Origin of the sequence: Roseateles aquatilis (assembly GCF_002205645.1) — a bacterium.
Taxonomy (GTDB): Bacteria; Pseudomonadota; Gammaproteobacteria; order Burkholderiales; family Burkholderiaceae_C; genus Roseateles; species Roseateles aquatilis.
The window spans coordinates 556,815-569,939 of record NZ_NIOF01000002.1; the positions used below are offsets into that span (position 1 = coordinate 556,815).

The following is a 13,125-nucleotide window of genomic DNA, read 5'->3' on the forward strand; positions in this document are numbered from 1 at the left end:
TGCCGGACGACCGAGCCGCGCGGCCTGACCGCCGCCGGCTCGCGTCCCGGACCCCAAGACTTCAATCGAGACGAGCATGAGACCACCTGCTCAGAGCGCTCCCCAGGCACCGCAGCCGTTGACCGGCACGGCGCTGGTGCTGGGGACGATCTCCCTGTCGCTCGCGACCTTCATGAACGTGCTGGACTCGTCCATCGCGAACGTGTCGCTGCCGGCCATCGCCGGCGACCTCGGCGTCAGCCCGGTGCAGGGCACCTGGGTCATCACCAGCTTCGGGGTCGCCAACGCGATCTCGGTGCCGCTGACCGGCTGGCTGACGCAGCGCTTCGGCGCGGTGCGGCTGTTCACGACCAGCGTGCTGCTGTTCGTGCTGGCCTCGTGGCTGTGCGGCTTCGCCCATTCGCTGGAGATGCTGGTCGTGGCGCGCGTGTTCCAGGGCCTGGTGGCGGGACCGATGATTCCGCTGTCGCAGACGCTGCTGCTGTCGAGCTATCCCAAGCACAAGGCGGGCACGGCGCTCGCGTTATGGGGCATGACGACGCTGGTGGCGCCGGTGGTCGGGCCGCTGCTGGGCGGCTGGATCACCGACAACGTGACCTGGCCGTGGATCTTCTACATCAACGTGCCGGTGGGGCTGTTCGCGGCCGGCCTGACGTGGAGCATCTACCGCACCCGCGAGACCCCGACCAAGAAGCTGCCGATCGACAGCATCGGCCTGGGCCTGCTGGTGGTGTGGGTGGGCGCGCTGCAGATCATGCTGGACAAGGGCAAGGAGCTGGACTGGTTCGCGTCCGGCCAGATCATCGTCCTGGCCGTCGTGGCGGTGGTGGGCGTGGTGACCTTCATCGTCTGGGAGCTGACCGACGATCATCCGGTGGTGGACCTGCGGCTCTTCGCGCGGCGCAACTTCCTGTTCGGGGCGGCGGTGCTGTCGATCGCCTACGGCCTGTTCTTCGGCAACGTGGTGCTGCTGCCGCTGTGGCTGCAGCAGCACATGGGCTACACCGCCACGGCCGCGGGCTTCGCGCTGGCGCCGGTGGGGGTGCTGGCGATCCTGCTGTCGCCGCTGGCGGGCAAGAAGGTCGCGGTCTGGGACCCGCGGCTAATGGCGAGCTTCGCGTTCGTGATGTTCTTCATCGTGCTGCTGATGCGATCGTTCTTCACGACCGACACGGACCTGGCCACCATCATGGTGCCGACCGTGCTGCAGGGCGGGGCGCTGGCGTTCTTCTTCATCCCGCTGACGACGCTGACGCTGTCGGGCATTCCGCCGGAGCGCATCGCCGCCGCGGCAGGCCTGTCCAACTTCGTGCGGATCACGGCGGGGGCGATGGGCACGTCGATCTCGACGACCTTGTGGGAGAACCGCGCGACGCTGCACCACCATCACCTGGCCGAGCGTCTGGCGCTGGGCGACCCGGTCGAGAACCAGACCCTGCAGACGCTGCAGAACGCCGGCTTCAGCCATGACCAGGCGCTGGCCTACCTGAACCGGTTGGTCGACCAGCAGGCGTTCACGCGGGCGGCCGACGACATCTTCCTGGCGTCGGCGGTGCTGTTCATCGTGCTGATCGCCTTCGTCTGGCTGACCAAGCGGCCGCCGAAGATGGCCGGGCCGGTGGACGCGGGCGGGGCGCACTGAGCGATGGCGACGCGACCTGTCGACGGATGAAACGAAGGGGCTCGATGGTGATCGAGCCCCTTCTTCATTGCCGGACCGCTTCCGATCGCTCCGGCTCGCGTGGCGATCGCCCTCGGCGGCGAGAGCGCTGCTGGAGCCTCACCAGAAACCGAGCACCTTCCACCATGCCAGGCCGACGGTGGCGAAGATCGCCAGCTCGACCACGGCCATGACGAACCCGACGCGCCACCACAGCCCCAGCGACACGTAGCCGCTGCCGAAGACGATCGGCGAGGTGCCGGTGGCGTAATGCGTCAGCGTCATCATGATGGCGGACGCCGCGGCCATCATCAGCAGGAAGGGGGGCAGGTACGCCGGCGGGATCAGATGCGCCCCGACCGTCAGGAAGGCCAGCATCATGGCGCTGATGTGGGCCGTGGTGCTCGCGAACAGGTAGTGCGAGAACAGGAAGACGGCCACCAGCACCGCGGCCGCGGCGGGCCAGCTCATGCCGCTGGCCTCGATGCCGCCGCGCAACCCGTCCGAGAACCAGGCCACGACGCCGAGCTTGTTGAGCTCCCCCGCCAGCATCACCAGCGCGCCGAACCAGATCAGCGTGTCCCAGGCGCTTTTCTCGGACAGCACGTCGTCCCAGTCGATGGTGCCGGTGATCAGCAGCACGAACAGCCCGAGCAGCGCCACCACCGTCGCGTCCAGGCTGAACGCCGGCCCGAGCAGGATCGCCGGCACGTCGGCCCACAGCACCAGCAGCATCGCGAAGGTGCCGAGCATGACGCGCTCCTTGGGCTTGAGCGGCCCCATCTCGGCGAGCTGCTGGCGCGCGAACGGAATCGCGTCGGGCGTGCGCGTCAGGGCGGGTTTGGCCAGCAGGTACACGACCAGCGGCATCAGCGCCATGCACACCAGGCCGGGCAGCAGCATGCACAGCGCCCAGGTGCCCCAGCTCAGGTGCAGCGCCTGGTTGGTGACGCGGCCGATGTAGTCGACGACGAGCGGGTTCGGCGCGGTCGCGGTGATGAACATCGCCGAGCTGATCGGATTGGCGTGGTAGTTGACCAGCGCCAGGTAGGTGCCGACCTTGCCCTCGGTTTTCTGCTCCGGATCGGAGCCGAACGCCGTGGCGATCGACTTCATGATCGGGTGCACGATGCCGCCGCCGCGCGCGGTGTTGCTGGGGGTGAACGGCGCCAGGATCAGCTCGCAGGCGGCCAGGCCGTAGCCGATGCCGATGGAGCTCTTGCCGAACAGCGAGATGAAGAAGAAGCCGAGCCGCGCGCCCAGCCCCGTCTTCTTCAGCCCGCGCGAGATCAGCACGGACACGACGATCAACCAGATCAGCGGGCTGGCGAAGCTGCTCAGCGCATCGGCGATCGCGCCCTTGGAGGACGTCGACGTCACCTGCGACAGCGACACCGCCATGATCGCCATCATGGCCATGACGCCGATGGGCATGACCTTGAGGATGATCGCGACGATGGTGGTGAGGAAGATCGCGGTCAGTCCCCAGGCCTTGGGCGTGAGCCCGGCGGGGACCGGGGTGGCCACCAGCGCGATCAGCACCAGCGTCGTGATGAACGCCGGCAGGATCTTGAACGGCACCGCGTCCCGGAAGTACCGGGCCATGCGAACGATTGCTTCCATGTGAGGCCCTCCCTGTCCGCCACCGCCGGAGACTCCGGACCGAGCGGCGAATCGCCTGCGAGTCAGTCGACCTGCGGCCGTTCCGGGTCACCGTCGAGGGCGATCGGTCGGCCGCTTGGGTGGAGCGAGGCTAACAGATGGAAGGGGCGGCGCGAGACCTGACCCCGGGCCGGGAAAGGGGACGAGTCGCGCGGCGGACTGCCCTCAAGCCCGCGACGACGCCAGATCCAGGCAGTACGCGATCAGCTCGTCGAGCTCGCTGGACTTGTCGAAGACGCGGTCGGCACCGAGCTCGGCGCAGCGGCGCCGCATGTCGGCGGTGGCGTAGTTGCTCAGCACGACCAGCTTGGCCTCCGGCTGCAGCAGCCGCGCCTTGGGCAGCAGCGACAGGCCGGTGCCGCGCTTGAGGAAGATGTCGATGATGACGATGTCGCAGGGCACCGCCTCGTCGTGCAGCCAGCGCAGCGCCCCGGCCTCGTCCTCGGCCTGGCCGACCACTTCCAGGTCGAGCATCTCCTGCAGCGTCGCGATCAGGTTCTCGCGGATCAGCGGGCTGTCTTCGACCAGGAAGCAGTTCAGCGTGCCGGGGGGCGGGTCGGTGGCGCGGGCGGAAGACATGGGCACGGGCGTGGCGGGCGATGTCGGGATGACCGTCCGCGACGGCGCCGGCGACCGCAGCCCGTGCGACGCCGCGTCGAGCAATCGCGGCGGCACGGGAGCGCCGGGCTCCGTCGTCGGGTTCGGAGTGGGCGAGGCGCTGATTATCACGATCCCTGGCGACCCTTGCTCAATGGCGCCAACCGGGCGTTGCATTCCGACAGCGCGGCACGACTTTCGTCATCCGGGTCTTCGCCCAGGTCGATCAGCGGCACGATCGCCGCCAGCGGCGCCACCGCCAGCCCCAGCACCGCTGCCGGCACCAGGCGCTTGAGCAGCGGCCCCTTTTCCAGGCTGATCTTCGGGTCCCCCATCGTGCCTTGCACGTTCAGCGGCGTGCGCAGCGTGAGCGGACTCTTGTCCTTGGGCTCGACGCGTGCCGTCAGCGCCAGCCGCTCCGTCGCCAGCGACATGCCGCCATCGACCAGCACGACCGAGTCCTTCGTGTCCACGATCAGCGGCTTGGGCGTCACGAGGCCGTCCTTGACCCGCAGGTCGGCGACGCCGCAATAGACCTGCAAGGCATCGTCCCCCTTGATCAGCATGCCCAGACCCTGCGCGATGTCCAGGCCGGCGGCCTCGACAAGCAGGTGCGACAGCGTGCCGTCGGTCCAGTACAGCACCATGCGGCCGTCGGCGCTGGCCAGCAGCTCGGCGGTGGACCGGCCGCGGCCGTCCAGCGCGATGCGCCCGCCGACGACGCCGGTGACGTAGGGCGGCTGGTTGTTCTTGCGCTCCAGGTGCAGCCATTGCTCCAGGCGCACGCCGTTGACACGCAACCGCGCCTCCCACTTCGCCTGTTGCTCGCGGCCGTCCAGCTGCATGCGGCCGGCGACCTGGCCGCGTGCGACGCGGGCATCGATGTCGCGGATCTCCAGCACGCCGTCCTGCAGCACGATGCGCGCGTTGAACGGCTCGGCCGCCTGCAGCAGCGTGGTGCCGGACTCGAAACGCGCCAGCTTCACGCCGACGTCGGCGTTCATCGCGCGCAGCGAGGGCAGGTCGAATTGCTTGTCCGGCAACACACGCGCCGGTCGGCTGGACTTGGGCGCTGTCTTGTCGGCCGGCACGCCGACCGCCGGCCCCAGGTCGGCGAGCCACAGCTCGCTGCCGCGCAGTTCACCGGTCAGCTTGGGCACGGCCTCGCCTGGTTTGTCGTAGGCGAAGTCGCCGCTCAGGCGGCTCTTGCCGATCGTCGCCTTGGCGACCGCCGTGGTCCACCGCGATCCCTCGCGCGTCAGCCGACCCTGCATGGCGAACGCCGGCGTGGTGGGCAGCGTGATGCCCAGCGGTTCGCCGACCGCGGCCAGCGAGGGGCCGCTCAGGGTGTACTTGCCGGACAACCCCTGGCTGACCAGCAGGTCGCGCACCTGACCGTCGAAACTCAGCCTGGCGTGACCGATGTTGCCGCGCAGTTCCACCGCCACGGCCGGCGCGTTCGGGTCGGAAGACAGCCAGGGCAGGGCGGAGCCGGTCTGCAACGTGGCCTGCAGCGGCAGGCCACGGTAGTGACCCTCGGCGCGCGCGGTGACGCCGTAGCGGTCGCCTTCGCCCGGGCCGGGGCCTTCGGCGTCCGACGCGCCGCGCGGCTTGCCGGCGATGCGTTCACCGAGATCCACCGCAAGGCGGGCGCCAGAAGCGGCGGCGCTCGCGGCACGGGTCGCGGCCGTGGGAGCGGTGGCGGGGACGGTGGTGGTGGCGGACCTCGTCGGCGTCGACGCCTCCGACCGCACCGCCGAGGCCGCGTCTTGCGCCGTGGTCCAGGTCTCGCGCAGCGCGAATCGAGCCAGCACCGAGATCTTCTGGATCTTGTCGTCCACGAAGGCGGTGCCCTGACGCACCTCCAGCAAGTCGAAGCTGACGCCGTCGACCGCGGGCCGCTTGCGGATCTGCGTGCTGCTGTCGGGCTGCTTGCCGAACTGCCAACTGGCGCGGCCCTCGACATCGCGTTCCAGTCGCAGCGTCAGCTCGCCCGCGCGCAGCGCCTTGACGCGTAGCGCGTCGCCGTTGCGAAGCGCCAGCAGGTCGCCGTAGCGCAGTACCAGCGTGGCGTCCTGCGCCTGCACCATCGGTCCGCCGGTGGTGCTCCAGCTCGGACCGGCGATGGTCAGGCTGTGGGTCTTGAGGCGCAGGTTGCCGATCAGGCGCAATTGCCAGGCCTGGCCGCCGCTGCCGTCGAAGCTGACCGCGCGGTCCAGCTTCTGGCTCAGCCATTGCTCGGCGGGACGGCGCAGGAAGGGCCAGCCCAGCCATTCGCAGACGCCCACCGCGACGCACAACAGCACCAGCAGCGTGCCCACGCCCAGCGCCCAGCCGTGGCGGGCGCGATGACGCGCGGGCGGGGCGACCGCCACGTCAGACGGGGAGGGATCTTGCGCCGGGGGCGTTGGCGGGACTGCGGTCATGGGGTTCACCTTGTCGTTCTGATCGTCGGCGCGGGGTGGGAGCGGTGACCGCGCTCACCACCAATGCTCGAACATGCGGGAGAAGAATTCCTTGCTGCGCTGGATCAGGCCGCGATCGCGCCAGCGTTGCAGGTCGATGGTCTGGGAGGCCTCGCGATCGCGCTCGAACATGCGGTTCATCGCGCCGCCGAAGTCCTCGCCGAGCACGACGGCGTTGACCTCGTTGTTGTAGACGAAGCTGCGCCAGTCCATGTTGCTGGAGCCGATGGTGGAGACCACGCCGTCGATGACGGCGGTCTTGGCGTGCAGGACGGCATTCTGCAGCTCATGGATGCGCACGCCTGCCTCCAGCAGGCGGTCGTAATGGCTGCGGCCGGCATACATCACCGGCGAGAAGTCGCTGCGCGAGGGCAGGATCAACTGCACGTCGACGCCTCGCCTGGCGGCGTCGCACAGCGCGTCGACCATGTCCTTGCCCGGCGCGAAGTAGGCCATGGTGAGGTACACGCTGCGCTGGGCGGCGCGGATGCTGCCCATCAGCAGGGTGTAGATGCGGTTCTCGGTGTCCTGCGGTGCGGCGGGGATCACGCGCATCAACTGCTGGCCGGGCGCGGGGCCGGCGACGGGCTCGACGGCGGCGAGCGTGCCTTCGCATTGCTGCTGGGCCCAGGTCTCGCGCACCAGGCGGTGCAGTGCCTGCACCGCAGGACCGCGGACCTGGATCATCGTGTCGCGCCAGCCGTTTTCCTGCGTGGCGTCGCTGGCCGCGCCGGCGGGCGGCGCCGGCTTGCGGGCGCCCCGGCTGCCGCCGATGCCGCCCGACCCGGACGAGTAGACCGCGCTGATGTTGATGCCGCCGGTGAAGCCGGTCTCACCGTCGACCACCATGATCTTGCGGTGATCGCGGTGGGTGATCTTGTTGTACCGGGTGCGCTTGAGCGGATTGACCGGATTGAACGCGCAAACGGCGACGCCGCCCTGGCGCAGGCGGTCGAAGTAGGCTTCCTCGGTGCCGAGCGAACCGACGGCGTCGTAGATCATCGCGACTTCCAGGCCCTGCGCCCGCCGCTGCAGCAGCAGATCGGCGAGCTGGCGGGAGACGTCGGCGTCTTCGATGATGTAGCTCTCCAGCAGGATCTGGCGGCGCGCCTTGCCGATCGCCTCGAACATCGCGGCGAAGGTGGCGGGGCCGTCGATCAACAGCTTGGCGTCGTTGCCCGCGTACAGGTCGACATCGCCGAACGAGGACATCGCGGCGAGCTGACGCTTGAGCAGGTCCGCCTTGCCCTGCGCCGCGGCGCCTTGCAAGGCCTGCTCGCGACGGGCCTGGTTCATGGGCCCGCGGGGCCCGACCACGTCCACCTGCGCGGCGACCCGCGTCAGGGCGGGCGCCGACGCCGGTGGGTCGGGCAGCCGACCGTTGATCGGCGGCTGAGGCGTGCCGCAGGCCACGAGCGCCGCGCTCAAGCCCAGCACGGCCGCCAGGTGGCGCCCGCGCTCACGCCACGGCGAGCGGTCGAAACGGAGCAGCGTGGGCATGGCCTGATTCCGGCTGGCTTCGCGTGCTCCCGACGACATCGCCGCGCCCGTCATTCCTTCAGCATGTCGGCGAGTTCATCGGCGTGCTCCTCCTCGTCGGCCAGCACCTCTTCGAGGATGCGTCGCGTGGTCGGATCCTTGTCGCCGATCAGGTTGATCATCTGGCGATAGGACTCCACCGCGACGCGTTCGGCCACGAGGTTGGAGCGCACCATCGCCTTGATGTTGTCCGATTCGTCGTAACCCGCGTGGCTGCGCTGGGTCAGCGAGTCGGGATTGAAGTCCGGCGATCCGCCCAACTGGACGATGCGCTCGGCCAGGCGGTCGGCATGGCCGCTCTCCGCGTTGGCGTGCTCGAGGAACTCCTCGGCAATGCGCGGCGCCGACAGGCCGTGCGCGGTGAAGTAATGGCGCTTGTAGCGCAGCACGCAGACGAGCTCCGTGGCGAGCGCGCCGTTGAGCAGCTTGACGATCTCGTCGCGCCACGGCCCGTAGCTGGGCGTGACGGCGCCGTCGTCCAGATGCTGGCGGGCGCGGTCCAGGGCCTTCTCGTCAAGTTGCAGATGGCGTTTGTCTGGTGCGTTCATGGCTGGCTCCTCTTGAGGACTGGGACGGGGGATGCGCGCTGGCGCCGGATCATTTGCGGAGCGCGTTCACGCCCGTGATACCGAGCACCAGCAGCACCAGGAAGATGACGAGGAAGATCCCGAACAGGATCTTGGCGATACCGGCCGCGCCGGCGGCGATGCCCGTGAAACCGAGCAGACCCGCCACCAAGGAGACGACGGCGAATACGAGAGCCCACTTCAACATGACGGTTCCTTTCCTGCTGTTGGCCGCGACCGCGGCGCTTGTTGCCACTGTAGAAGCGCCCCCTGGCCGCAGGGATCAGCAAGACCCACGTCCGGGTGTAGGACGGGACGCCGCTGGGAGAGACGCATGGGTGGCCGGCACGACGGCGCGGGGGGCGGCCGACGCGGTTGACGGACTGGTCCTACACGCGGCGACGGCGCGGTACGACAGACTTCGGACTGCCGCGCGCCTACGCTTGGGTCATCCGCCATCCCCCGTCTTTCTGCGGCGCTTCACGCGCCGGAAAGGAATCGAGATGATCAAGCTCAACCAGACCCTCACGAGTCCCTCCACCGCAGCGCTGGTGACCGCCGGCGCGGTGCTGTCCGCCGTGATGATGATTGCCGCGCCGGCCTTCGCGGCGAACTCGGCGTCCACCTCCGACGCGCAGGCCGCCTATGACAAGGAGCGTGCCGACTGCATGGCGGGACGCACCGGCCAGGCCCGTCAAACCTGCCTGAAGGAAGCCGCGGCGGCCCGCGAGGAAGCCCGCCGGGGTCGTCTGCAGACCGCCAGCGCGCAGGAACTGGCCAACAACGCGATGCTGCGCTGCCAGCGGGTGCGTGAAGAAGATCGCGAGGACTGCCGCATGATGGTCATGGGCCAAGGCACCCGCGACGGCAGCGTGCAGAGCGGCGGCATCCTGACCCGGATCGATCGGATGGTCGAGGAGAACCCCACCGCCGCGGGCGCGCCGGCCAGCGCTCCGCCGCGTCCCGACGTCCCGCCGCCGCGCCAGCCCAAGACGAACACGTCGCGCTGAACGCGCGGCCGAGCACCGGTCCCCGTTCAACGTCCCGCATCGCGAATGCCGAGGAGCCCGTCATGTTGATGAAACGAATCCTTCCGCTGGCCCTGTCCAGCCTCGCGGGCTACGCCCTGTGGCAATGGCAGGCGCGCCGCACCGAACACCGCCTCAAGTCCGTCCACGCCAATCCCGAAGAGGTCACCACCTGGGAGGGCGAGGGTGGGGCGCTGCATCGGACCGGACCGCACATGGGTCCGGAGCCGGCCAAGCCGGCCGCTTGATTCCCCTCAAGCCGCCCACCATCAAGGACCAACGGCCTGCCGCCCGGTATCGGGTCGGCAGGCCGTCGTTCGTTCGTCTGCTTGTCTGGACGCGTGGCGCCGAGTCGCGCGTGGCCCGCCGCTTGGCGGGCAGTCGGTGGGCGCGTCAGCCGCCGGAGCCTTGCTGGGGCTCGCGCAGGAAGATCTCGACGCGGCGATTCTTGGAGCGGTTCTCCGCGGTGTCGTTGGACACCAGCGGCTCGCGCGAGCCGCGACCACCGACCTCGACACGATCGGCGCGGACACCGCGATCGGCCAGGTAGTTGCGCACACTCTCCGCGCGGCGCAGCGACAAGGGATCGTTGATGGCGTCGGTGCCGGTGTTGTCCGTGTGGCCGATCACGCGGACCACGGTCGGCGACGGGTTGCTGTTCAGTCCGTTCGCGAAGGCGTCGAGGACCGGCCGCAAGCGCGGTTCGAGAGTCGCGCTGTTGGTGGCGAAGGAAATGTCGCTCGGCACGTCCAGCTTGAGCTGGTTGTCGGCGGTCCGGGTCACTTCGACGCCGGTGCCTTGGGTGGCTTGCTCCATTGCCTGGCGCTTCTCCTCCATGTGGCGCGACCAGACATTGCCGGCCACCGCGCCGACGGCACCGCCGATCAGCGCGCCGGTGCCGGCTCGACCGCCCGTGGCGGAGCTGATCACCGCGCCGGTGACGGCGCCGATGGCCGCGCCGCCCGCGGTGCCGCGCTGACGATCGTCCATGTTGGCGCAGCCCGCGAGCGCGGCGATCGCGAGAGTGGCCAGGGCCAGACGGGTGTGACGCATGTGCATGTTGCTTCTCCTTGTGATCCTGATGAGACAGCCCAACGACGCGAGCGACTGTGCCGCCGCCTGTTGAGCCGGAGTATCTCCCCGCGACGGGGTTTCGCGCGGAAACGGTCGGTGCGTCGCGCGTGCGTCGCACCGACGTCGCGGAGGTGATCGCCCGGGCCGTTGGTCCTGGCCATGGATGGCAAGTCCCGCGCCCGACGCGGCCCATTGGCATCGATCAAGAAGGACCACGAAAGCGGCGGCTGAGTCAGTCTCGTCAATCATTCTTTGCTAGCGAAGTTGTGGTGATGACAAGAACTTGTTATTCGGTACGAAGGGCTTGATTCATAGCATGGGTCCATTCATTCACCCTCATTCGCGGAGCTCCCATGAGCCGCCCCTCGGACCCCGATCACCCCGCTCTCAGCGGCGTCAAGTTCCCCACATGCCCCCATGACGAGCCGCCCGGTTTCGAACGGCGGCCCGGCACCTTCTCTCCGCCGATGTCGGTGGAACATCTCACCCCCCACGTCCGATATGCCAGCCAGCCGATCATCGATCGGACGGGGCGTGTCGTCGCGACCGAGTTGCTGTTCCGCTGGAACAGCCAGGACGGGGGCATCGGCCCGGAACTGGGGTCGTACGCGACGGCGATGGTGCTCGCCAACGCGCTGCTGGACGGCGAACTGCTGACAGCCGCGATCCCGGCGGAGCATCCTGTGGGCGACCTGCTCGTCAACATGGACAGCCGTTGTCTGATGAGTCCGATCGCCGAGGCGCTGACGCCCGATGTCGGTGTCATTGAACTGTTGGAGACCATCGCGGTCGACGCGGCGCTCGAGCGCCGCGTCCGGGACCTGCATGCGCGCGGCTACCGATTCGCGCTGGACGACCTGGTCTGCCTGGAGGACCCCCGGTGGTCGTTGGCGCCGTGGGTGCAGTTTGCGAAGATCGACGTGCTCGGTCTCGGTGCCGAGATGATCCAAGCGCTGATCGACAAGGCGCATCGACTGGGCCTGGCGGTCATCGCCGAGAAGATCGATGACGCCGCGATGCATCAGACGATCAAGCAGATGGGCGCCGACTACTTCCAGGGCTACGGCATTGCGCGTCCGGTGACGCTCGCGGTGCCGGCCTTGCCGGGTTGCGACAGTCGCGCGGTGGGACAGCTCTACTTGCTGGCGCGCGCCGGAGTCGCCTCTGATTCCCTGGCGCTGCTGGCGGGACGCCACCCCGCGCTGGTGGCTCGCCTGCTTCGCCTGCAGGCGATCCATGCGCCGCAATGCGCGGCGACGACAGAGTCACTGGCCGACGTGCTGACCTCGCTGCCGCGTGCGGTGATGGTGGCCTGGCTGGCAATTCTGAACATCGCCGCGGTGCATGGCCGCGACCGGGCATTGGCGATGCTGTTGCGCGGCGAACTGGCAGACAGCCGCCTGCGTTTGCGCCGGGAAGGGGTGGTGCGCAATGCCCTCGACCTGGAGAAGGCGTCCTTTGTGATCTGCAAACATCTGCTGCGGATGCGACTCCAGCCTCGCCCCGAGAGCCCCTTCAAGTCCTTGCACAGCGCGCCGGAGCGCAGGGGAGGAAATCCCGACACGGAAAAGGAAGCGCCTGATTCAACCGGCCACCGGCGCGTCGCGCGACGTCTGGCCCCCGACTCCGAAGCCGCCGCGAGGCGGCTTTTCTCATGGTGATCCGGCGCCAGCGCAGATCCGATGCATGCAGGCTCGCCGAATCGCCCAGTGAATGCACTGGCCAAGTGCTATCCACGCCCGCATCCGTGGCAGGCGCGGACGAAAAACGCCGTGACGACCCTTACGGCCGTCACGGCGTTGGCTCCGGCGTCGATAGCGACGCCACGCGAGGATCAGGCTACTCGTCGATCAAGCCATGCATGCGCGCCACGCTGGTGGCCATCGCGCGCGAATTGACATTCAGCTTGCGATAGATCGACCGCAGGTGCTGATTGACGGTGAAGCGCGAGATCGAGAGACGGTTGCCGATATCGACGATGGGCAGGCCCTCGATCAACAGATTCAGCACGCTCCATTCGCGCTGGCCGAGACCCAGCTCCTTGAGTTTCTGGCCCTTGTCGACCTTGGGCTTGACACCCGTTTCCAGGCTGTCGAGCTTGTCCAGCACCAGTCGAGAAACAGCCGGGCTCAGCGGCGCGTGGCCATTGTGCGTGGCGATGATCTTGTCGATCAGGCTGGGTTGGATCTCTTCCTTCAGCAGGTAGCCGGAGGCGCCGGAACGCAGGCTGCGCATCACGTGCTTGGCGTCGCCGAAGGTGCTGATCACGATGCTGTGCGCGTCGGGGCACTTTTCGCTGATCAGCTTGAGCAGGTCGATACCGTCCACGTCGGGCAGACCCAGGTCGACCAGGTAGATGTCCGCGCGATTGGCCAGGATGGCCGAGACGGACTCTCCCCGGTTGCGGCCGATGCCGACGATCTGACAAGCGCTGCTGGCCGACACGACGTCAATCAAGCGTTGCAGCACGGTCGCGTCGTCTTCGATGATGGTGACAGTGATCATGGGTTCCCCTGGTTGTGCAAGTTGTTGTC

Annotated in this window: 12 protein-coding genes; 4 read left to right on the forward strand and 8 right to left on the reverse strand. The window is 68.6% G+C overall.

Annotated elements, in window-relative coordinates:
• The first annotated feature begins 76 nt into the window (after positions 1 to 76).
• Positions 77 to 1,642 carry a DHA2 family efflux MFS transporter permease subunit gene (locus tag CDN99_RS07910; protein ID WP_088384299.1) on the forward strand — a complete coding sequence of 522 codons (1,566 nt, stop codon included), beginning with the start codon at positions 77 to 79 and terminating at the stop codon, positions 1,640 to 1,642.
• A 138-nt stretch (positions 1,643 to 1,780) separates the two neighbouring features.
• Here the strand turns inward: CDN99_RS07910 and CDN99_RS07915 are convergent, their stop codons facing one another.
• The 6 genes from CDN99_RS07915 to CDN99_RS07940 all read right to left on the reverse strand — a co-directional run bounded on the left by CDN99_RS07915 (position 1,781) and on the right by CDN99_RS07940 (position 8,697).
• Positions 1,781 to 3,283: a DASS family sodium-coupled anion symporter gene (locus CDN99_RS07915; protein ID WP_088384301.1), complete on the reverse strand. Its 1,503-nt coding sequence runs from the start codon at positions 3,281 to 3,283 to the stop codon at positions 1,781 to 1,783.
• Between the two features lie 204 nt (positions 3,284 to 3,487).
• On the reverse strand, positions 3,488 to 3,901 hold the full coding sequence (locus CDN99_RS07920; RefSeq protein ID WP_088384451.1) for a response regulator: 414 nt from the start codon (positions 3,899 to 3,901) through the stop codon (positions 3,488 to 3,490).
• A gap of 146 nt (positions 3,902 to 4,047) precedes the next feature.
• The gene (locus tag CDN99_RS07925; RefSeq protein WP_141100699.1) at positions 4,048 to 6,345 is read right to left on the reverse strand and encodes an AsmA family protein; all 2,298 of its coding nucleotides are present in this window, start codon (positions 6,343 to 6,345) and stop codon (positions 4,048 to 4,050) included.
• Between the two features lie 54 nt (positions 6,346 to 6,399).
• The gene (locus CDN99_RS07930) at positions 6,400 to 7,884 is read right to left on the reverse strand and encodes a phospholipase D-like domain-containing protein (protein WP_088384452.1); all 1,485 of its coding nucleotides are present in this window, start codon (positions 7,882 to 7,884) and stop codon (positions 6,400 to 6,402) included.
• Positions 7,885 to 7,934: 50 nt separating this feature from the next.
• Positions 7,935 to 8,471, reverse strand: a complete 537-nt coding sequence (locus tag CDN99_RS07935) for a ferritin-like domain-containing protein (RefSeq protein WP_088384305.1) — start codon at positions 8,469 to 8,471, stop codon at positions 7,935 to 7,937.
• A 49-nt stretch (positions 8,472 to 8,520) separates the two neighbouring features.
• Positions 8,521 to 8,697 (reverse strand): DUF1328 family protein, encoded by a 177-nt coding sequence (locus CDN99_RS07940; RefSeq protein ID WP_088384307.1) that lies wholly within the window; start codon positions 8,695 to 8,697, stop codon positions 8,521 to 8,523.
• Positions 8,698 to 8,992: 295 nt separating this feature from the next.
• On the opposite strand from CDN99_RS07940, the gene CDN99_RS07945 reads away from it, so the two are divergent.
• Both CDN99_RS07945 and CDN99_RS07950 read left to right on the forward strand, forming a co-directional pair.
• Positions 8,993 to 9,499, forward strand: coding sequence for a hypothetical protein (locus CDN99_RS07945; RefSeq protein ID WP_088384309.1), 507 nt, complete (start codon positions 8,993 to 8,995; stop codon positions 9,497 to 9,499).
• Between the two features lie 62 nt (positions 9,500 to 9,561).
• The gene (locus CDN99_RS07950; protein WP_088384311.1) at positions 9,562 to 9,765 is read left to right on the forward strand and encodes a hypothetical protein; all 204 of its coding nucleotides are present in this window, start codon (positions 9,562 to 9,564) and stop codon (positions 9,763 to 9,765) included.
• Positions 9,766 to 9,910: 145 nt separating this feature from the next.
• On the opposite strand, the gene CDN99_RS07955 is transcribed toward CDN99_RS07950, so the two are convergent.
• Positions 9,911 to 10,570, reverse strand: a complete 660-nt coding sequence (locus tag CDN99_RS07955; protein WP_088384453.1) for a YiaD family glycine zipper/OmpA-like lipoprotein — start codon at positions 10,568 to 10,570, stop codon at positions 9,911 to 9,913.
• A 374-nt stretch (positions 10,571 to 10,944) separates the two neighbouring features.
• Between CDN99_RS07955 and CDN99_RS07960 the strand changes: the two genes are divergently transcribed.
• Complete coding sequence (locus CDN99_RS07960) at positions 10,945 to 12,252, forward strand: EAL and HDOD domain-containing protein (protein WP_088384313.1); 1,308 nt, start codon at positions 10,945 to 10,947, stop codon at positions 12,250 to 12,252.
• 178 nt (positions 12,253 to 12,430) lie between these two features.
• On the opposite strand, the gene CDN99_RS07965 is transcribed toward CDN99_RS07960, so the two are convergent.
• Positions 12,431 to 13,096 (reverse strand): response regulator, encoded by a 666-nt coding sequence (locus tag CDN99_RS07965; RefSeq protein ID WP_088384315.1) that lies wholly within the window; start codon positions 13,094 to 13,096, stop codon positions 12,431 to 12,433.
• Positions 13,097 to 13,125: the final 29 nt, after the last annotated feature.

Excerpts from the sequence above, each read along its gene's own strand:
- CDN99_RS07910 (WP_088384299.1), top strand. The coding sequence starts at position 77 with ATGAGACCACCTGCTCAGAGCGCTCCCCAGGCACCGCAGCCGTTGACC.
- CDN99_RS07915 (WP_088384301.1), bottom strand. The coding sequence starts at position 3,283 with ATGGAAGCAATCGTTCGCATGGCCCGGTACTTCCGGGACGCGGTGCCG.
- CDN99_RS07920 (WP_088384451.1), bottom strand. The coding sequence starts at position 3,901 with ATGTCTTCCGCCCGCGCCACCGACCCGCCCCCCGGCACGCTGAACTGC.
- CDN99_RS07925 (WP_141100699.1), bottom strand. The coding sequence starts at position 6,345 with ATGACCGCAGTCCCGCCAACGCCCCCGGCGCAAGATCCCTCCCCGTCT.
- CDN99_RS07930 (WP_088384452.1), bottom strand. The coding sequence starts at position 7,884 with ATGCCCACGCTGCTCCGTTTCGACCGCTCGCCGTGGCGTGAGCGCGGG.
- CDN99_RS07935 (WP_088384305.1), bottom strand. The coding sequence starts at position 8,471 with ATGAACGCACCAGACAAACGCCATCTGCAACTTGACGAGAAGGCCCTG.
- CDN99_RS07940 (WP_088384307.1), bottom strand. The coding sequence starts at position 8,697 with ATGTTGAAGTGGGCTCTCGTATTCGCCGTCGTCTCCTTGGTGGCGGGT.
- CDN99_RS07945 (WP_088384309.1), top strand. The coding sequence starts at position 8,993 with ATGATCAAGCTCAACCAGACCCTCACGAGTCCCTCCACCGCAGCGCTG.
- CDN99_RS07950 (WP_088384311.1), top strand. The coding sequence starts at position 9,562 with ATGTTGATGAAACGAATCCTTCCGCTGGCCCTGTCCAGCCTCGCGGGC.
- CDN99_RS07955 (WP_088384453.1), bottom strand. The coding sequence starts at position 10,570 with ATGCGTCACACCCGTCTGGCCCTGGCCACTCTCGCGATCGCCGCGCTC.
- CDN99_RS07960 (WP_088384313.1), top strand. The coding sequence starts at position 10,945 with ATGAGCCGCCCCTCGGACCCCGATCACCCCGCTCTCAGCGGCGTCAAG.
- CDN99_RS07965 (WP_088384315.1), bottom strand. The coding sequence starts at position 13,096 with ATGATCACTGTCACCATCATCGAAGACGACGCGACCGTGCTGCAACGC.